This window comes from Pseudomonas sp. NPDC087626, from assembly GCF_044743405.1.
Classification (GTDB): Bacteria; Pseudomonadota; Gammaproteobacteria; order Pseudomonadales; family Pseudomonadaceae; genus Aquipseudomonas.
Genome location: NZ_JBIUWJ010000026.1, coordinates 33,803 through 51,850, shown reverse-complemented (window position 1 = coordinate 51,850; position 18,048 = coordinate 33,803). Strand labels below are relative to the sequence as shown.

General features: G+C 61.1%; 14 protein-coding genes. 11 read left to right on the top strand and 3 right to left on the bottom strand.

Translation table 11 applies throughout. From position 1 onward, the window contains the following. Positions 1-176 precede the first annotated feature (176 nt). The 3 genes from ACIOVD_RS20275 (at position 177) to ACIOVD_RS20265 (ending at position 3,342) form a co-directional block, all read left to right on the top strand. Positions 177-926, top strand: a complete 750-nt coding sequence (locus tag ACIOVD_RS20275) for an electron transfer flavoprotein subunit beta/FixA family protein (RefSeq protein ID WP_095170058.1) — start codon at positions 177-179, stop codon at positions 924-926. Next, positions 926-1,867 (top strand): electron transfer flavoprotein subunit alpha/FixB family protein, encoded by a 942-nt coding sequence (locus ACIOVD_RS20270; RefSeq protein ID WP_159996012.1) that lies wholly within the window; start codon positions 926-928, stop codon positions 1,865-1,867. Before ACIOVD_RS20275 ends, ACIOVD_RS20270 begins: the two co-directional genes overlap by 1 nt. Before the next feature lie 152 nt (positions 1,868-2,019). Further along, positions 2,020-3,342 (top strand): MFS transporter, encoded by a 1,323-nt coding sequence (locus tag ACIOVD_RS20265; RefSeq protein WP_095170060.1) that lies wholly within the window; start codon positions 2,020-2,022, stop codon positions 3,340-3,342. Positions 3,343-3,390: 48 nt separating this feature from the next. Here the strand turns inward: ACIOVD_RS20265 and ACIOVD_RS20260 are convergent, their stop codons facing one another. Further along, positions 3,391-6,129: a LuxR C-terminal-related transcriptional regulator gene (locus tag ACIOVD_RS20260; protein WP_401129880.1), complete on the bottom strand. Its 2,739-nt coding sequence runs from the start codon at positions 6,127-6,129 to the stop codon at positions 3,391-3,393. Between the two features lie 321 nt (positions 6,130-6,450). Here ACIOVD_RS20260 and ACIOVD_RS20255 point away from each other — a divergent pair, with 321 nt between their 5' ends. From ACIOVD_RS20255 to ACIOVD_RS20240, 4 genes are all read left to right on the top strand, one after another. Then, positions 6,451-7,557, top strand: coding sequence for an acyl-CoA dehydrogenase family protein (locus ACIOVD_RS20255; RefSeq protein WP_401129878.1), 1,107 nt, complete (start codon positions 6,451-6,453; stop codon positions 7,555-7,557). A 28-nt stretch (positions 7,558-7,585) separates the two neighbouring features. Continuing rightward, on the top strand, positions 7,586-8,773 hold the full coding sequence (locus ACIOVD_RS20250; RefSeq protein ID WP_401129876.1) for a lipid-transfer protein: 1,188 nt from the start codon (positions 7,586-7,588) through the stop codon (positions 8,771-8,773). A 72-nt stretch (positions 8,774-8,845) separates the two neighbouring features. Then, positions 8,846-9,418: a DUF2889 domain-containing protein gene (locus ACIOVD_RS20245; protein WP_401129874.1), complete on the top strand. Its 573-nt coding sequence runs from the start codon at positions 8,846-8,848 to the stop codon at positions 9,416-9,418. Between the two features lie 712 nt (positions 9,419-10,130). Further along, a complete protein-coding gene (locus tag ACIOVD_RS20240; protein WP_401129872.1) occupies positions 10,131-12,881 on the top strand; it encodes a LuxR C-terminal-related transcriptional regulator in 2,751 nt (916 codons plus the stop codon). On the opposite strand, the gene ACIOVD_RS20235 is transcribed toward ACIOVD_RS20240, so the two are convergent. Together ACIOVD_RS20235 and ACIOVD_RS20230 are read right to left on the bottom strand one after the other, a co-directional pair. Beyond that, positions 12,882-13,346, bottom strand: a complete 465-nt coding sequence (locus ACIOVD_RS20235; RefSeq protein WP_159987321.1) for a PaaI family thioesterase — start codon at positions 13,344-13,346, stop codon at positions 12,882-12,884. A gap of 139 nt (positions 13,347-13,485) precedes the next feature. After that, positions 13,486-14,634, bottom strand: coding sequence for an acyl-CoA dehydrogenase family protein (locus tag ACIOVD_RS20230; protein WP_095170068.1), 1,149 nt, complete (start codon positions 14,632-14,634; stop codon positions 13,486-13,488). Between the two features lie 379 nt (positions 14,635-15,013). Between ACIOVD_RS20230 and ACIOVD_RS20225 the strand changes: the two genes are divergently transcribed. The 4 genes from ACIOVD_RS20225 to ACIOVD_RS20210 are packed head-to-tail and all read left to right on the top strand — an operon-like array spanning position 15,014 to position 18,004. Next, positions 15,014-16,198, top strand: a complete 1,185-nt coding sequence (locus ACIOVD_RS20225) for a lipid-transfer protein (protein ID WP_095170069.1) — start codon at positions 15,014-15,016, stop codon at positions 16,196-16,198. 56 nt (positions 16,199-16,254) lie between these two features. After that, positions 16,255-16,692, top strand: a complete 438-nt coding sequence (locus ACIOVD_RS20220; protein ID WP_095170070.1) for a MaoC family dehydratase N-terminal domain-containing protein — start codon at positions 16,255-16,257, stop codon at positions 16,690-16,692. Between the two features lie 10 nt (positions 16,693-16,702). After that, a complete protein-coding gene (locus tag ACIOVD_RS20215) occupies positions 16,703-17,137 on the top strand; it encodes a MaoC family dehydratase (protein ID WP_095170071.1) in 435 nt (144 codons plus the stop codon). Positions 17,138-17,170: 33 nt separating this feature from the next. After that, positions 17,171-18,004: an SDR family NAD(P)-dependent oxidoreductase gene (locus tag ACIOVD_RS20210; protein ID WP_401129868.1), complete on the top strand. Its 834-nt coding sequence runs from the start codon at positions 17,171-17,173 to the stop codon at positions 18,002-18,004. Positions 18,005-18,048: the final 44 nt, after the last annotated feature.

Genomic DNA, 18,048 nt, shown 5'->3' with positions numbered 1-18,048 from the left:
GTATTGCAGCCATTGCACAAAAAACTGTGGGAGCGAGCCTGCTCCGCGCGGCGTTCCGACGATGGGCGTCAACGATGACGCGTACTGTCTGGATAAACCCGTCGCGCTCAGGTTTTTCGCGAGCAAGCTCGCTCCTACAAAAAACAGCTGATTCCCATATTTTCTGGAGTGCTCTGATGAAAGTCCTCGTAGCCGTCAAGCGCGTGGTCGATTTTAACGTCAAGGTCCGCGTCAAGGCGGACCAATCCGGCATCGACCTGGCCAACGTCAAAATGGCCCTCAACCCCTTCTGCGAAATTGCCGTGGAAGAAGCCGTACGCCTGAAAGAGCAGGGCATTGCCACTGAAGTCGTGGTGGTAAGCGTCGGTCCGAGCACCGCTCAGGAGCAACTGCGCACCGCGCTAGCACTGGGTGCCGACCGCGCCATCCTGATCGAGTGCAATGAAGAGCTGAGCTCGTTGCCGGTGGCCAAGCTGCTCAAGGCCGTGGTCGATCAGGAGCAACCGCAACTGGTGATCCTCGGCAAGCAAGCCATCGACAGTGACAACAACCAGACCGGCCAGATGCTCGCTGCGCTGACCGGGTTCGCGCAGGGCACCTTCGCCTCGAAAGTCGAGATTGCCGGTGACAAGGTGATCGTTGCGCGCGAAGTCGACAGCGGCATGCAGACCGTATCCCTGCAACTGCCGGCCATCGTGACCACTGACCTGCGTTTGAACGAACCGCGTTATGCATCCTTGCCGAACATCATGAAAGCCAAGAAAAAGCCTCTTGAAGTGCTGACTCCGGCCGCGCTGGGCATTGCTACGGGCTCCACCAACAAGATCCTCAACGTACAAGCCCCGGCTACGCGCAGCGCGGGGATCATGGTCAAGTCGGTGGCAGAACTGGTCGACAAACTGAAAAACCAAGCGAAGGTGATCTGATGGCTATTTTGGTAATCGTTGAGCACGACAACCGCTCGCTGGCCACGGCCACGCTGAATACCGTTGCGGCTGCGACGAAAATCGGTGGTGAGATCCACCTGCTGGTCGCAGGTCTTGACGCTGGCGCCGTGGCTGAAGCCGCCACAAAAATCCCAGATGTGGCCAAGGTGCTGCTGGCCGACAACGTCGCCTACGCTCACCAACTGCCGGAAAACGTGGCCCCGTTGGTTACCAACCTGGTAATCGCGCAGCAGACCATCTACAGCCACGTTCTGGCGTCGGCCACGTCCAATGGCAAAAACGTTCTGCCACGCGTTGCCGCTGCGCTGGACGTCGACCAGATCTCCGAGATCATCGCGGTTCAAAGCCCGGATACGTTCAAGCGGCCGATTTATGCCGGGAATGCCATTGCCACCGTTCAGTCGAACGCTGCGGTCAAGGTGATCACCGTGCGCGCCACCGGTTTCGACCCGGTGGCGGCTGTTGGTGGGGTGGCTGTCATTGAAGCCTTGGCCGCTGTTCACGATGGCGGTATTTCCAGTTTCGTCAGCGAAGCACTGGCCAAGTCCGATCGCCCTGAGCTGACCGCTGCGAAAATAGTGGTATCTGGCGGGCGTGGCATGCAGAACGGCGACAACTTCCAATACCTATATTCGCTGGCCGACAAGCTCGGCGCGGGTGTCGGTGCTTCGCGCGCTGCTGTCGATGCCGGTTTTGTACCCAACGACATGCAGGTTGGCCAGACCGGCAAGATCGTCGCACCACAGTTGTACATCGCCGTCGGTATCTCCGGTGCGATCCAGCACCTGGCCGGCATGAAGGACTCGAAAATCATCGTCGCCATCAACAAGGACGAAGAGGCCCCGATCTTCCAGGTGGCGGACTACGGCCTGGTGGCTGACCTGTTCGAGGCAGTCCCGGAACTCGAACGGGCCCTCTAACAAACACCACATCCCCTTGTAGGAGCGAGCTTGCTCGCGATGGACGTCAACGATGACGCGTTTGTTCTGGTTTAACGCGTTGTCCTTGAGTCCATCGCGAGCAAGCTCGCTCCTACAGTGGATGGGGATCACCCATAAGAAAGGAGAGCCGCATGAGTCATGCTGCTGAGCACTACCTGCCGGCGTCCGTCGAACAAACCCGCGCGGTTTATCGCAAGGTCATCCTGCGCTTGTTGCCTTACCTGGTGCTGGCCTATGCCATCAACACCATCGACCGGCTGAACGTGTCTTTCGCCAAGTTGCGCATGGCCGAAGACATCGGGCTGACGGATGCTGCCTATGGCATTGGTGCCGGCATTTTTTACCTGGGTTACATCCTGTTCGAAGTCCCCAGCAATATCTATCTGCAACGCATAGGCGCTCGCGCCACGCTGACTCGCATCATGGTGCTGTGGGGCCTGGTCACGGTGGCCACCGCGTTTGTTACCACGGCGAATCAGTTGATTGTCGCGCGGTTCCTGCTCGGCGTGGCCGAGGCCGGTTTTTTCCCTGGCGTCATCCTGTACCTGACGTACTGGTTTCCAGCCGCCCTGCGTGCACGCATCACCGCTGTGTTCCTGATGTCAGCCATGGTCGCCGGCATCATCAGCGGGCCACTCGCCGGGACCATCATGAGTCACTTCCATGGCTGGCTGGGGCTGCGCGACTGGCAGGTGCTGTTTGTACTGGAAGGCATCCCGGCCATACTGCTGGGGCTGTTCGGCTGGTTCTGGCTGGTGGACAAACCGGACGATGCGCGCTGGCTCACCGCGCAGGAAAAAAGCCTGCTGGCAGCCGGCCTGGCACAGGGGCGCCCGGCGGACACAGCCCATGCAACCCTGGCCCAAGTGCTGCGTAATCCCCGGGTGTACGTGGCCGGCCTGGTGTTTTTTTGCATCTACAGCGGTTCCAATACGGTGTCTTACTGGATGCCGACATTGATTCGCGGATTTGGCGTGCATGATCTTAAAACCATCGGCCTGCTGGCCAGCGTGCCGTATATGTGCGCCTTGATCGGCATGTACTTGCTGGCCCGCAGTTCAGACAAACGCCTGGAAAGGCGCTGGCATGTGAGCCTGACCCTTTTGCTCAGCGCCACCTGCTTCTTGCTGCTGGGGCCGGTTCAGGACCATCTGCTGTTATCCGTGGTGTTCATGAGCATCGGGGCCGCCGCCGCAATGTCCGCGCTCTCGCTGTTCTGGAGCATTCCGCCAGCCTTGCTGTCCCCCTCGGCAGCGGCGGTGGGCATCGCGGTGATCAGTTGCATCGGTGGTATGGCCGGGGTCATCAGCCAGGTCGTAGTGGGTGCGATCAAATCGGCAACCGGGGACTTGTACCTGGCATTCGATGTGATCGCCGGTGTGTTGGTGCTGGGCGCAGTGGTGTTGCTGGTAGCCATTCCGGCCAGTCACTTGAAGGAACGCGCGAAGCCGTAGTCATGTTGGCCAGCTCATCGCGGGGGGATCGCGCGATGAGCGCTGCTTTCAGGTAATCCAACCCCGCGAGCGGGCAATGGCCAGGGTTTCGGTGCGTCCGTTGGTCTCCAGTTTCGCGTAGATCTTTTGCAGGTGGGATTTGACCGTGAACTCGGAGAGGAACACTTTCTCGGCGATTTCGCGGTTACGATGCCCGGCAGCCAGCAGTTGCAGGATCTGATACTCGCGCACGGTCAGCACTTCGTGGGCACCGTTGTCAGTGCGGGCATCTTCCATGTTGCCGTCGCTGACCCCCAAATGTTGCATCAGCGTGTCGACGAATCCGCACTCGATCCCCAGCTCTTTACAGCGTGCCTTGCCGGTCGTGGCCCAGCGTTGCAGGAGGCCCGCCATCCGCTCGCCTTCTTCAATGAACGTGGCCAGAAAGCCGTCCTGGCTGGCCAGGCGCAGTGCTTCGTTGAGTGCCTGAAAGGCCTCTTGCGGCTGCTGAATGCTGTCCAATGCCAATGCCAGAAGTATTTGCAGTTTCAGTTCACGGCGGTGATGTTGCCAGTGCCGCGCCTGCTCGATTGCCGTGCGCAAGGCCTTGGCTGCCGCAGCGCCTTCGCCCTGGAAAATCCGCAAGCGTTGTCGCGCGATGCTGGGGGTGTCTACGTCGTTGGCGAGCCGGATGAAATCGGGGCGGTCCCAATCGCCGGCCAGGTCCGCCGAATGCAGGGCTTGCGTCGCAGTGTCCAGGCGCTGCTCGAGTAGCGCTACGCGGGCTCGCTCAAGCCAGGCAGAACACTCGACGCGCCGCGAGCCAACCTGGCGGCCAATCTGTTCGAGTTCCACCAGGCATCGGGTCCAGGTGGTGCGGTCGCCCTGGCTGTAAGCGATGCGCGCAGTCAGTACGTGAGTGACGATCTGGTTCTCGGGGGAACTGACTTGCTTGGCAAAAAACAGGCAGCGGGAGAGATGACTTTGCGCCTGTTCAAAGTTGCCGTTTTCGTACAACAGCAAGCCATGCAGGATATCCATCGACAGCTTGGCTTCGTGCGGTTTGCGTTGGCCGTTGGTTTGCGGGCGCTCCGGCGTGCTTTGCATACGCACGAGGGCACTGCTCAAGCGGCCCTGGATCAAGTCCAGGGTGCTCTCGTTGACGCGGAAGATGTGGCGCAGAAAACTCGAATGAACCCGTGAATCGCGTTGCAACGCGCTGGACAACAGGTTGCGCGCTTCATCGTAGCGACCGCTGGCAACCATGTTCATCGCGACCGAGTTGGCCAGCACTATGTACAAATTCACTTCGTCGGCAGGCATGCGCGCGAGCAATTCGACGCCCCTGCGGCAACAGTCTTCGGCCTGATCGGTCACCCCAAGGCGCAGGCATTGAACGACCTGGGGAACATAGGCATAGGCGGGTCCCGACTGTTGCTCCAGACGTTCGGCCACCTGCATTGCGTCCTTGAGGCGGGTCGTGCTCGCCAGCAGCCACGCGTAGGCTTGATTGAGCGACGGATAGCGGTCGCGAGTGGCCTCTGGGATTCGGTCCAGCCAACGCAGCAGCAAGCGCGTGCGGCCACTGTCGATCAGGGTATCGAGGTGGCGATTGAGTCCTTCGGCGGCTTCATCGAGAAGCCCGGCGCTGAACAGGTGCTCGACTCCGGGGATCGGTTGCCCAGCGTCGAAAAACCATTGTGCGGCGGTTTCATGGAGCGTTTGCGCCATGCCGGGGTAAAGGCGATCCAGGGCGTGGCGCAAGAAGCTGGCAAACAGGTGGTGATAACGAAACCACTGTTGCTGGCTGTCGACCGGCACCAGGAACAGGTTGGTGCGGTCGAGGTGATCAATCATCGCGCGGCTGTCCTTGCGCCCAGTCACCGTTTCGCAAAGCGGCACGCAAAACTGCTCGAGGATGCTGGTTTGCATCAGAAACACCCGGCAGTCCTCGGTTTGTCGCGCCAGGATGTCTTCGGTGAGGTATTCGGCCAGTTCCAGATTGGAACCGGAAAAAGAAGCAATAAAGGCGCTGTGATCGTCCCGGTCCTTGAGCGACAGGCTGGCCAGGTAGAGCCCGGCGATCCAGCCCTCGGTGCGTCGGTACAGCGTGGCCAGTTCGTCGTCATGCAGCGGGATTTGCCGCTTGCCGCGAATGAATTCCATGGCTTCTTCAGGGGTGAAACGCAGGTCGCCTGGGCGGATTTCCAGCAATTGCCCACGAGCCCGAATACGCCCCAGACCGATACCCGGAGTGGAACGCGAGGCCATCACCACAACGCTGCCCGAAGGCAGTTGTTCTACCAATTGCTGGAGAAAATCGAGCACCTCGGGATTCTGGATGACTTCGACTTCATCGAGCAGGATCGCAAATGGCGAAACGCTGCTGACCAGTTGTTCAAGCATTTCCTCGGCGCTGGGTGGATCGTTGCGCAGCGTCTGCTCGCCAGCCATGGGCAGTAGGCCGCCGATGCCCTTGTCCAACAGGTTGATGAACCGTTGCAGGTCGTTATCGGCGGGTTCCAGGTTGATCCACAGCACTTGCTTGCCGCGGGTCAGGCAATGCTCGCGGTATTGCTGCATGAGCGTGGTTTTACCGAAGCCGGCGGCGGCGCGAATCAGGACCAGGCGGGCCGCATCGGCGTTGGCCATTTGCTCTAGCAGGCGCGAACGCGACAAGTGGCTGTCGGCCGACTTCGGACTGGCGAACTTGATGGAGCCACTTCTTGAGGCTGACGGCTCACCCGAGGCGGCAGAGAGACCAGGGCCGGCAGATCCGACCGTTGAGTAGTCCCAGTGAACTGGCATTGAAAGTACCTCCCTACGGATCACTCGCCTTACGCTAGCGCATGGCAACGTGACCTTTTTATTCTTGTAAATCCGGCCATAGTGCCACGTTTGGCCTTTGCCCGAGACTATGGTCTAACGCAACCCTCAAGGCGCACCGTTGAGCCGCCGTGTCATGCAATGAGCTCGGCCGATTATGGTGCGCGCACCGTGTCTTGCAAACCCGCCCCCCCCTGTGAGGGTGGCTCTCGATCCACCCGGTCCCATGCAACGATTGCCTTGACAAATTGGAGCGGGCTATCCCGTTTCCCTATGCAATCGGGCGATGGCCAAAGGTTCCGAATGGACGTTGAGCGCACTCTCTACCGTGAAGACCATGAAATGTTTCGCAGCGCCGTGCGACGCTTTCTCGAGCGCGAACACCTGCCTCAGCTCAATGGTCGGGAACATGCCGCAGATGTGGAACGGTGGGTCTGGTTGAAGGCCGGCCGTGAAGGGTTGTTGTGTGTAACGCTGCCGGCGCAATTCGGTGGCGGAGGTGACTTTGGCCACGCTGCGGTGCTGCGTGAAGAATTTGCCCGGGTCGGGGTCTGCGACCGGGCGTTATCGTTGCACTCGGACATCATCGCACCGTGCATCGCCCAGTTGGCTACCGATGAGCAGAAGCGTCGCTGGCTACCGGGCATCTGCAGCGGCGGGGTGGTCCTGGCCCTGGCGGTCGACGAACTTGGTGGCGGGCTCAAAAGAATCCAAACCCAGGCCGTGCGCGACGGCGACGGTTACCTGATCAACGGCAGTAAAAGCGCAGTCGGCAATGGCATGACCGGCAACCTGGTCCTGCTCGCTTGCCGCACCGAAGACACTGACGGCGAGACGGGCATCAGCCTGATCATCGTCGAAACCGACCGCCCTGGCGTGCAACGCAGCCGCAGCCCGCAAAGTAGCCTGCAACCGAGTGCCGCTCAATTGTGCTTCGACAATGTACGTGTGCCGGTGAGCAATCTGCTGGGTGAAGCGGGCAGGGGCCTTCACTACCTGAACCGGGCAGGCGACGAGGAGCGCCTGTTGGCGGCTATTTCTGCCGCGAGTCGCCTCGAACACCTGCTGGACCTGACCTTGATTCATCTGCGGCAACCCGATGCCAGCGGCCATTGTTCGTGGGAGCTGGCGCACACCCGCAACAAAATCGCCGACATCAAGGCTCGCGCCGTCGCGTTGCGCGTACTGGTCGATCACTACCTGGACCGGCGCATGCGCCACCCGTTGAGCGCCGAACACGCGGCAATCGCCAATCTGTACGCCAGTAAAGCCCTGCGCAAATGCGCTGACGAACTCTCGCGATTGCGCGCCGCCCAAGGCCGTTTACGCACTCATTCCATTGCCCACGCCACGCTTGATCACGGGGTAACCGGCAAGGCCATGCACGAAATCATCGCGCAAGCGCTGTGACACTCCTCAAACCAGTAAGGACCTAGCCATGAGTCAGAACGCATTAGTAGCCGGGGTCGGCATGATCCCTTTCACCAAGCCAGGCGCGAGCCCAAGCTACATCGACATGGGCGCCCAAGCGGTGCGCCAGGCGCTAGCCGACGCCGGCCTGAGCTATGACAAGGTGCAGATGGCATTCGCCGGTTACGTCTACGGCGACACCACCTGCGGCCAGGCCGTGCTGTATCGGGTCGGGCGCACCGGGATTCCGGTGTTCAACGTCAACAACGCCTGCGCCACCGGCTCCAGCGCCTTGTTCCTGGCGCGTGCTGCAGTGGAAAGCGGGCAGGTCGAATGCGCCCTGGCAGTTGGTTTTGAACAGATGCGCCCAGGCCCGACCCGTTCCAACTTCGATGATCGACCATTGCCCCGTGGCGATTACTTGCCGATTCAGGATGAGCTGTGTGGCGACGCCGGCGACATCCCGCGCAACCTGATCACGTTCGGCGGTGCTGGGCGCGAGCACATGCGCAAGTACGGCACGCAGATGAGCACCTTCGCCGCGATCCGCGCCAAGGCCAGCCGTCACGCGGCCAACAACCCGCTGGCCTTGTTCAAGAAAATCGTCAGCACTGAAGAGGTGATGAACGACCAGTTGATGTGGGACGGGGTGATGACCCGCATGATGGCGTGCCCGCCGACTTGCGGCGCAGCAGCGGCGATCATTTGCTCGCCGGCGTTTGCCAAAAAACATGGTCTGCGCACCGACGTGGCGATCCTCGCCCAGTCACTGGTGACAGATCCCGTGGAGTCGTTCGAACCGAAAACCATGATCGGTTTCGTCGGCGCGCACATGGCCGAACGCGCCGCCGGTGCGGTGTACGAGAAAGCTGGCGTCGGCCCGCAGGACATTCGTGTGGTGGAGCTGCACGACTGCTTCGCCCACAACGAATTGCTGACCTATGAAGCCCTTGGCCTGTGCCCGGTCGGCGAAGCGGAAAAATTCGTCCTCGATGGCGACAACACCTACGGCGGCCGGGTCGTGACCAACCCGTCCGGCGGCCTGTTGTGCAAAGGCCATCCGCTGGGTGCCACGGGATTGGCGCAGTGCTATGAGCTGACCCACCAACTGCGCGGCTCGGCCGGTGCGCGTCAGGTCGACGGCCTGCAACACGCGTTGCAGCACAACCTCGGGCTCGGTGGGGCCTGCGTCGTCACGCTTTATGGCAAAAACTGAGTGATCTGCAGCGCCGCGCCTGGCGCGGTGTTCTCTTGAGCGTATCGAGTAGTTCAAAGAAGGATTTCATCGATGACCACCACGCCCCCTGATTCGCCTACCCGGACTTTGCTGCATACCCGTGAAATCACCTGTAAGGGGTACCAACGCAGCGATGGCCTGTTCGACATCGAAGGGCGCTTGCAGGACTTGACCAACGAGCCCACCGACCTGCCGTTTCACCGGGTTCCCAGCGGTGGCGCGATCCATGACATGCGCCTGGTGATGACCCTTGATGCCGATTTAGTGATCCAGCACATCGCAGCGATAACGGCCACCGGTGCCAGCCAGTTTTGTGGCGAAGCCGCGGCGGCGTATTCGCGGCTGACCGGGTTGAAAATCGCCGCGGGTTTCAAACAGAAAATGAAGGCCATCGTCGGTGGCGTGAACGGTTGCACGCACATGACCGAACTACTCGAACGCATGGCTTCCACCGCCATGCAGACGATGTTTTCAACCTACCGGGCCGAGGCAGCCCGCCGCAGGGCCACAAGCACCGAACAGGTCGTCGCCGTGCGCTCGTGGGTCATTGGCACCTGCCATGCCTATCGCGAAGATGGCGATGCCGTTCGGCTGCTGTGGCCACAGGGCTTGCCCGAGGCCTGATCTGCGATCCTGGATAACTGCGGCGCGCCTGACTTTATTGCTAGCAGGTTCGCCACACAGTGAATCTGGCTGCCCGTAAATTTTGCGTACGGCCAGCACCCCTGTGAACTGGGCTTGCTCTGGATGGCGGTGTGTCAGGGACCATAAATGTTGGCTGTGCCGCCCCCATCGCGAGCAAGCTCGCTCCCACAGGGGAAACTCGTACACCAGGAAAAGCCAGGCCGACTGTCAGGCCGACTGTCAGGCCGCCTCGCCCGCTTTTACCACTCAGGCCGACTGTCAGGTCGCCGTGCTCTTGCTTTTGATCTTGATCCACACGCCCATCGGCAGGCTGAGCGAAGGTATCCATCTGGGGGGAGGCGCGTAGCGCCGTGCGGCGAAGCCGCACACATCGAGAGGAGGTGCAGCGCAGCAAACCGGAGGCGATGCCCCCGGATGGATACCGTAGCGAAGGTACCCCGAGCCTAAGCGAGGGGCCGTACGCCTGGGGAAAGAGCCCTTGGTTACTTGGGGCTTTTCCAAGTGACCCGCCGTAAGGGCGGAACCATTACCCGCCACAACCCCACCAACGGATAAGCCCCCAAACCCAAGATCAAAAGATCGCAGCCAACGCGCTGAAGCCCTACAATGCACTGCGAAATATCATGCAGTCGTGACACCGTCTGTCCCGCATCGTTTGTCGCCTGGCTCGCCATTCCGGAAGCGTTCTCCAATGTCGTTACCTCCTACCCAAGACACCGATCTTCGTTCCTCGATCGACGCCGATCAGTCGATTGCCGACACCAAGCTCGTCCCGCCACGCGGGGCTCGTCGGCTGGTGCCTCGCGAGGGGTTGATGGCGCGACTGCAGGACGTTCGGCGACAGCGCTGCGTGGTGATTCAGGGGCCGGCCGGCAGTGGCAAAACCAGCACCTTGCTGGCCTGGCGCCGGGAACTGCTGGCGATGAATTTCGAGGTCGCCTGGCTGTCACTGGCGGCCGAGGACGACGAAATCGGGCGCTTCTGCCATTGCCTGCAAGCCAGCCTGGCTGAAGTGGTGCCCGAGCAGGTTCGCGACGCAGGTGTGCTGCTCGGTCGCGACAATCAGCAAATGGCCGTGGAACACTGGGTCATCACCCTGGTTCAAGGCATCGCCCAGCACTCGCGTGAAGTGCTGCTGATGCTCGATGACATGCAGCACTTGCAGGCGCCGCGAATTATCCAGGCGTTGCAATGGTTGATCGACTACGCCCCCCCCAACCTGCACCTGGTGTTCGGCACGCGGATCGCCTTGCCGTTTCCGCTGGCACGCTTGCGGGCAAAAGACCAGGTCAGTGAATTCGATCTGCGCGACCTGCGCTTCACACGCGCCGAATCAGAACGCTTCCTCCAGGAGCACCTGGGCGCTATCGACGCCCGTGACGCCGCGACGCTGCATGAACTGACCGATGGCTGGGTCGCTGGTCTACAGCTGTTTGCGGTTGATCTCAAAGCCAAACAGATGACGCGCTTTGACCGGGTACAGATTCGCGATGCGGTCGGGTTTGCCGACTATTTCGAACGTGAAGTGCTGGTGCGCCTTGAGCCTGAAGATTTGCGCCTGCTCACCTGCGTCTCGATCTGTGAACGTTTCTGCGCCTCGTTGTGCGCAACCTTGCTCGGCCAGCCGCACGCCATCGCCGGCATGATGATCCAGCTGGCACGTCTCGATGCCGACAATCTGTTCATCACCCAGGTCAAGAGCCACGACCGCGAAACCTGGTATCGCCTGCACCCGCTGCTGGGCAGCGTATTGCGTGCGCGGCTGGCGGCGCGACCGCAGCAGGAACAGGTCCTGCATGCCGTCGCACGAGGCTGGTTCACCGAGCATGAACACCTTGATGAAGCGGTACGCCACGCGGTGCGCGCGGGTGACTCCGAGGCCGCAGCGGATATCGTTGAAGCCTGCGCCTATGACCTGCTCGCCAAAGGCAACCTCAGCCAGATCTCCGGATTGCTCAAGGGCTTGCCGCCGGAGCAGACCGCCGAGCGTTTCGGGCTGCAGATCGTCATGGCTCACCTGCAACTGTACTCGCGCAATTTTCAGGCACTGGACCAGACCCTGGAGCATCTGCAAGACCATCACGCAAAACTCGACCACAGGCAGCGTCACGCACTGACCGTGCTCAAGGGCAGTCAAGCGATCCATCAGGACGACACGAGCGCGATGCTGGCGATCTTGCCCGAACTGTTGGCAATCCCTGCCAATGCCGACGATTTTGCCTGGTCCGGACGCAGTAACACCCTGGCCTGGCTGTACATGTACCAGGGCGAGTTCGAGAAGGCCCGCGAGATTCTCGAGGGTGGCGAGCGCCTTGGGTCGCCGCGCCGCAGCCTGCTGGGGCGATGCATGAGCGGCATGAGCCTGGCCCTCGAAGGCCGCGCGACCCAGGCCGAGCATCTTTACCGTGAAGTGCTGGAAGAAGCTGAGAAGCACGGGGTGGCTTACCTCGTGGTCAGCACCATGGCCGCAGGTTTGCTCGGCACCGCATTGTATGAACAAGGCGATTTCGACGCTGCCTGCCTGTTACTTGAGCGGCGGATGAAGCTGCTGGAACAGGTGGCGATCCCCGACACGGTGTTGCAGTGCATGCAGACGCTGGCCATGGCGCACTGGCTGGCCGGGCGACAGACCGAAGCACTGAGCTGGCTCGATCGCCTGGAACAATACGCCAGCCGTTATGACCTGGACCGCTTGCTGGTCTGTGCGTTGCTGGTGCGCATGCGTTGGTTGCAACTGACGGCGGATGAGCCCGGCGCTGAAAGTGCACTGCAGCGGATCCTGCAAACGGCGCAGCATCAGAGTGAGCTGCAATCAGGCACACCACTGGAAGTGCGGATCATCGCCCGTCGGGCCGAGATTGAGCGGCACCTGCACCGCGCAGACTTCTCGTCGGCGGCTGAGCGCTTGCCGGACCTTATCGATGTCTCACAGAGCAACCGCCGTTGGCGTCGGGTCGTGGCCATGCGCGTGCAGATGGCCGTGATCGAACAGGGCAGGGGACGGCCAACCGAGGCCCGCGAGCAGCTTATCGAGGCGTTGCGCCAGGGACATCGACTTGGACTGGTTCGCAGCTTGCTGGATGCATGGCCAGGAGTGCCATCGATGCTTGAAGCGTTGATGGCCGATAAGGTCCTGGATCCGGTGCTGACGTTTTACGCACAACGCCTGCTCGACATTGCCAGCGCCAGCGACGGCAACGACCAGCAGGCCCCTGCAGCAGGCACCGCAAACGTACTCAGCGTTCGCGAACTGGATGTGCTCAGCCTGGTAGCCCAGGCACTGCCGAACAAAAAGATCGCCCGGGTACTGAACCTGTCACCGGAAACGGTGAAATGGCACATGAAGAACATCTTCTACAAGCTGGGCGTCACCGGGCGTGACGAGGCCATCGCCAAAGTCCGCGACCTGGAACTGAAACTCCCTGGCAACCCGCAGCCTTGATCAGTCCTGGCGGCGCTTGCCGTGCAGGCTTGGGGTGTTGGCGATAAACGTCGCCTTGCCCCGGGCGACCAGACGCTCGCCATCGAGCAGGTCCAGGCTGGCGTGAGACAGCGAGCGTCCGACCCGATGCACCTGAACGTGGGCCTCGACCCAGGCACCGAGATTGGCCGGGCTCAGGTAGTCCATGCTCAGGTTGATGGTCGCTGGCGGCAGTTCGCTGGCTGAGGCCAGTCTCAGCGCCCGGCCGAATGCCGTGTCTGCCAGGGTAGCGAGGAAACCGCCGTGGGCAATGCCCAGCGGGTTGAGGTGCTCGGGGCGGATGCGTGCGGCCAGCACCGAGCGTTCTTCGTGGACATACAGGCCGGTGCAATGTACGACGAAACCGACGCGGCCCATTGGCAGGAAGCCGGCGGGTGGCCGGTCCTCGTGGGTGGCCGCTGCAAAGGGTTCGGGGATTGAGTTCATGGACATGTGCTCGTTTTCACAGGCGCAAAAAAACCTGTGGGAGCGAGCTTGCTCGCGATAGCGGTGTGTCAGTCAACAGTAATGTCGAATGCGATTCCGTCATCGCGGGCAAGCCCGCTCCCACAGGGATTGGGGATAGTTACAGGGTGCGGGCAATCAGCTCTTTCATGACTTCGTTGGAGCCGCCATAGATGCGCATCGGTCGGGTGTTGACGTACAGGCGGGCGATCGGATACTCCATCATGTAGCCGTACCCGCCATGCAGTTGCAGGCATTCATCGATGATCTGGCAGGCTTGAGTCGAGGACCACCACTTGGCCATGGCGGCAGTGGTCGGGTCGAGTTCGTGCTTGACCATTTTGTCCAGGCAATCGAAGACAAATGTGCGCGCAATGGTCACGGTGGTTTGCATTTCCGCCAGTTTGAAACGAGTGTTCTGCATGTCCAGCAATGGCTTGCCGAACAGCTTGCGGTCATTGGTGTACTTGATGGTCTCCTCGACCGCGCGCTCCATGGACCCCAGGGCGTTCATGGTGATGAACATGCGCTCTTCGGGCAATTGCTGCATCAGCTGGACGAAGCCCTTGCCTTCCTCCGGGCCAAGCAAATTGGCCACCGGCACGCGCACGTCATCAAAGAACAACTCCGAGGTGTCCTGGCCTTTCTGGCCGATCTTGTCGAGGATCCGGCCACGCCGGAAGCCCGGAAGATCGTTGACCTCCAGCACGATGATCGACATGCCCTTGGCACCCAGGCTCGGATCGGTCTTGCACACCAGCAGTACCAGGTCGGCTTGGGATCCGTTGGTGATGAAGGTCTTGGAACCGTTGATCACGTATTGATCACCGTCACGGATGGCCTTGGTCTTGACGCTCTGCAAGTCGGTGCCTGCGCCCGGTTCGGTCATTGCGATGGCGGCAACCATTTCGCCTGTGGCCATCTTAGGCAGCCAACGCAGTTTCTGCTCTTCAGAGGCATAACGCAGGATGTAGTGAGCACAGATCGCGCTGTGCACATTGGTGCCCAGGCTGGTCGCGATCGCGCGGGCCAGCTCATAGCCAATGATTGCGTTATGGGCGTGGCTGCCGCCGCTGCCGCCGTACTCTTCAGGAATGGCGGGGCACAGCAAGCCCATTGCGCCAGCCTTCAGCCACGTCTCTCGGTCGACATGCTTCTGCTGCGCCCAGCGTTCCTCGTGGGGGACCAATTCTTCGGCGGCAAAACGGCGAACCGATTCCTGGAAGATCGCCAGGTCTTCAGTTAGCCACGCGGGTCTGTATTCGCTCATTTCAATCCTCGGTAGGTCAGGGGACAGGGACTCTTGCAATGCTGGGCGTGGTGAAGATTTTCAGCGAGCGCCGAAGGGATGATGCTGCGGAGTAGGTGCGGGATCGTTCGAAAGGATGCCGTGGGGGAGTACACCTGTTTGCCTTTGCTTTTCTGTGGGGGCGAGCTTGCTCGATCCCACAAGGATTTGTGGCTGACCCCGCCTGACTACCTCGGCATTACTCCCTCCAATCGTTCCTTGGAACGCCTCCCACTACCTCCGCAACTTCATCCCTTCGACGGTCGAAGCGTGCCGATGGGCAAACCTAGGATGAATCCCACAAGAACCCGCCGGCCGGCAGGTACGACAACCGAACGTGTATGCCTAAGGAAATTCATCCATGAGTGAAAAAGTCGTCGTCGCCGGGGTCGGGATGATCCCCTTCTCCAAGCCGGGCAAAAGTCCCAGTTACACCGACATGGGCGCCGAAGCTGTACGCCTCGCGCTGAAGGACGCCGGCATCGGCTACGACAAGGTGCAAATGGCGTTCACCGGCTATGTCTACGGCGACTCCACTTGCGGGCAGACCGCCCTCTACGAAGTCGGCCGCACGGGCATCCCGATCGTCAACGTCAATAACAATTGCTCCACCGGTTCCACCGCCTTGTACCTGGCCCGCGCCGCGGTGCAGAGCGGCCAGGCCGAGTGTGTGCTGGCCCTGGGTTTCGAGCAGATGCAGGCCGGCGCCCTCAAGTCGCATTGGGATGACCGTCCGCAAACCCGTGCCAGTGTGGTTCACGTGATGGAAGGCCTGACCCGCGACGTCGACCTGCCGCGCGCGCTGAAAACCTTCGGCGGTGCTGGTCGCGAACACATGCAGAAGTACGGCACCCGCATGGAAACCTTCGCCGCCATCCGCGCCAAGGCCAGCCGCCACGCTGCGAACAACCCACTGGCACTGTTCAAGAACGTCCTGACCACCGAGGACGTGATGAACGACCAGGTGCTGTGGCCGGGTGTGATGACTCGCCTGATGGCCTGCCCGCCGACTTGCGGTGCGGCGGCTGCAATTATCTGTTCGCCAGCCTTCGCCAAGAAGCATGGCCTGCGCAGTGACGTGGTGATTCTTGCCCAATCGATGGTCACCGACCCGGTCGAGTCGTTCGATCCGCCGTCGATGATTGCCTACGCCGGTTTCCACATGACCCAGCGCGCCGCGCAATTGGTCTACGAGCAGGCGGGCGTCGGTCCGCAGGACGTTCGCGCGGTAGAACTGCACGACTGCTTCGCCCACAACGAATTGCTCACCTACGAAGGCCTGGGCTTGTGCGGTGTCGGCGGCGGCGAGCAGTTCGTACTCGATGGTGACAACACCTACGGCGGTCAGGTGGTGACCAATCCGTCCGGCGGCCTGCTTTCCAAGGGCCACCCATTGGGCGCCACCGGTCTGGCGCAGTGCTACGAGCTGACCCAGCAACTGCGCGGCACCGCCGACAAGCGCCAGGTCGAAGGCCTGAACATCGCCCTGCAACACAACCTCGGCCTGGGCGGCGCCTGCGTAGTCACGATGTACGGGCGCAACTGAGTCTTTCCAAGCGCGTGCCTGGACCGGCACGCATAACAACAAGAGGAGTGAGGCAAATGGCAGACAAGAGTCTGATCGGGCACAAGCTCGATAAATTCAGCGTCGATGTGGAGAAGGGCCGTTTGCGCTTCTTCGCCAAGGCAATCGGCGAGACCGACCCGGTCTACACCAACGAAGCGGCTGCTGTTGCCGCTGGCCACAAAACCCTGCCGGTGCCACCGACGTTTCTCAAATGCCTGGAAGGTGAAGGTCGTGACTTGACCACGTTCCTGAAACTGGTCGATTTCGACCTCGGCCGGATCCTGCACGCCGAACAATCCTTCGTCTATCACGCCATGGCCTACGCCGGTGACGTGCTGACGTTCGATGCCGCCATCACCGATGTCTACGAGAAAAAGGGCGGGGCCCTGCAATTCGTGGTCATGGAATCGCGTGTGACCAACCAGGACGGCGTGCATATCGCCGATGTCCGCTCGTCCCTCGTACAGCGCTGAGGAAATCTCGATGACGCTCTCCAACACCACCCACGCGCAGTTCTCCGATATCCAGGTCGGCGATGAGATCCCGTTGTTGAAGCTGCAACCGGTCAACCGCACCACCCTGGCGCTGTACTGCGGCGCTTCGGGCGACCACAACCCGATCCACATCGACATCGATTTCGCCCGCAAGTCACGCATGCCCGACGTGTTTGCCCACGGCATGTTGTCCGCCGCCTACCTCGGTCGCCTGTTGACCCAATGGGTGCCGCAGCAACAAGTGCGCAGCCTGTCGATCCGTTTTACCGGCATCACCCAACTGGGGCATATCCCGACCTGTACCGGAACCATCACCGAAAAGTTCGAAGAACACGGTGAGAAACGCGTGCGCCTGGCGATTCGTTGCGCCAACCAGTACGGCGAAGAAAAGCTGGCTGGCGAAGCCGTCGTGGCCCTGGCCTAACCCCAAAACCTTTATTTCACAGGAAAAACAACAATGAAAAAGCTTGAAGGCAAAGTAGCTCTGGTGACCGGTTCCGGTCGTGGCATCGGTCGTGAAGTCGCCCTGCAGCTGGCAGCCTACGGCGCCAAGATCGTGGTCAACGACCTGGACGCCGAGCCGGCTGAGGCCGTGGTTAGCGAAATCCGTGACGCCGGCGGTGAAGCCGTGGCTTGCGTCGGTAGCGTGACCGCCGCTGATTTTGCCGATCGTTTCGTGCAGACCGCCGTCAGAAACTATGGCGCGATCGACATCATCATCAACAACGCCGGTTTCACCTGGGACAACGTGATCCAGAAGATGAGCGACGAGCAATGGTACGCGGTCATCGACTGCCACCTGACCGCGCCATTCCGCATCCTGCGTGCCGCGCAACCCGTGATCAGTGCCCTGGCCAAGAAAGAGGCCGCAGAAGGCCGCGAAGTACTGCGCAAAGTGGTGAACATTTCCTCCGGCGCCGCTGGCGGCAACGTCGGCCAGTCCAACTATTCCTCGGGCAAGTCGGGGATCCTGGGCCTGACCAAAACCCTGTCCAAGGAGTGGGGCCGTCTGAAGGTCAACGTCAACGCCGTGGCTTTCGGCCTGATCGACACTCGCTTGACCCAGGCCCTGGCCGGTGATGACAGCAAGACCGTGAACATCGAAGGTCGCGAAATCAAGGTCGGCGTGCAACAGGCACGCCTTGATGGTGTCGCTGCCACCATCCCGTTGGGCCGTGTGGGCAAGCCAGAAGAAGCCGCGGGTGCGGTGGTGATGTTCTGCCTGCCGGAATCCAACTTCTGTTCCGGCCAGGTCATCTATTGCGGCGGCGGTCCAGGTTCCAACTTCTAAGGTCGTTGCGGTTTCTGCCCTGAAACGCAGGGCCAATGCGTTGT

Bases quoted from the DNA above. Each gene is read 5' to 3' on its own strand.
- ACIOVD_RS20235 (WP_159987321.1), bottom strand. From the start codon at position 13,346: ATGAACTCAATCCCCGAACCCTTTGCAGCGGCCACCCACGAGGACCGG.
- ACIOVD_RS20230 (WP_095170068.1), bottom strand. From the start codon at position 14,634: ATGAGCGAATACAGACCCGCGTGGCTAACTGAAGACCTGGCGATCTTC.
- ACIOVD_RS20265 (WP_095170060.1), top strand. From the start codon at position 2,020: ATGAGTCATGCTGCTGAGCACTACCTGCCGGCGTCCGTCGAACAAACC.
- ACIOVD_RS20225 (WP_095170069.1), top strand. From the start codon at position 15,014: ATGAGTGAAAAAGTCGTCGTCGCCGGGGTCGGGATGATCCCCTTCTCC.
- ACIOVD_RS20275 (WP_095170058.1), top strand. From the start codon at position 177: ATGAAAGTCCTCGTAGCCGTCAAGCGCGTGGTCGATTTTAACGTCAAG.
- ACIOVD_RS20215 (WP_095170071.1), top strand. From the start codon at position 16,703: ATGACGCTCTCCAACACCACCCACGCGCAGTTCTCCGATATCCAGGTC.
- ACIOVD_RS20250 (WP_401129876.1), top strand. From the start codon at position 7,586: ATGAGTCAGAACGCATTAGTAGCCGGGGTCGGCATGATCCCTTTCACC.
- ACIOVD_RS20255 (WP_401129878.1), top strand. From the start codon at position 6,451: ATGGACGTTGAGCGCACTCTCTACCGTGAAGACCATGAAATGTTTCGC.
- ACIOVD_RS20220 (WP_095170070.1), top strand. From the start codon at position 16,255: ATGGCAGACAAGAGTCTGATCGGGCACAAGCTCGATAAATTCAGCGTC.
- ACIOVD_RS20240 (WP_401129872.1), top strand. From the start codon at position 10,131: ATGTCGTTACCTCCTACCCAAGACACCGATCTTCGTTCCTCGATCGAC.
- ACIOVD_RS20245 (WP_401129874.1), top strand. From the start codon at position 8,846: ATGACCACCACGCCCCCTGATTCGCCTACCCGGACTTTGCTGCATACC.
- ACIOVD_RS20210 (WP_401129868.1), top strand. From the start codon at position 17,171: ATGAAAAAGCTTGAAGGCAAAGTAGCTCTGGTGACCGGTTCCGGTCGT.
- ACIOVD_RS20260 (WP_401129880.1), bottom strand. From the start codon at position 6,129: ATGCCAGTTCACTGGGACTACTCAACGGTCGGATCTGCCGGCCCTGGT.
- ACIOVD_RS20270 (WP_159996012.1), top strand. From the start codon at position 926: ATGGCTATTTTGGTAATCGTTGAGCACGACAACCGCTCGCTGGCCACG.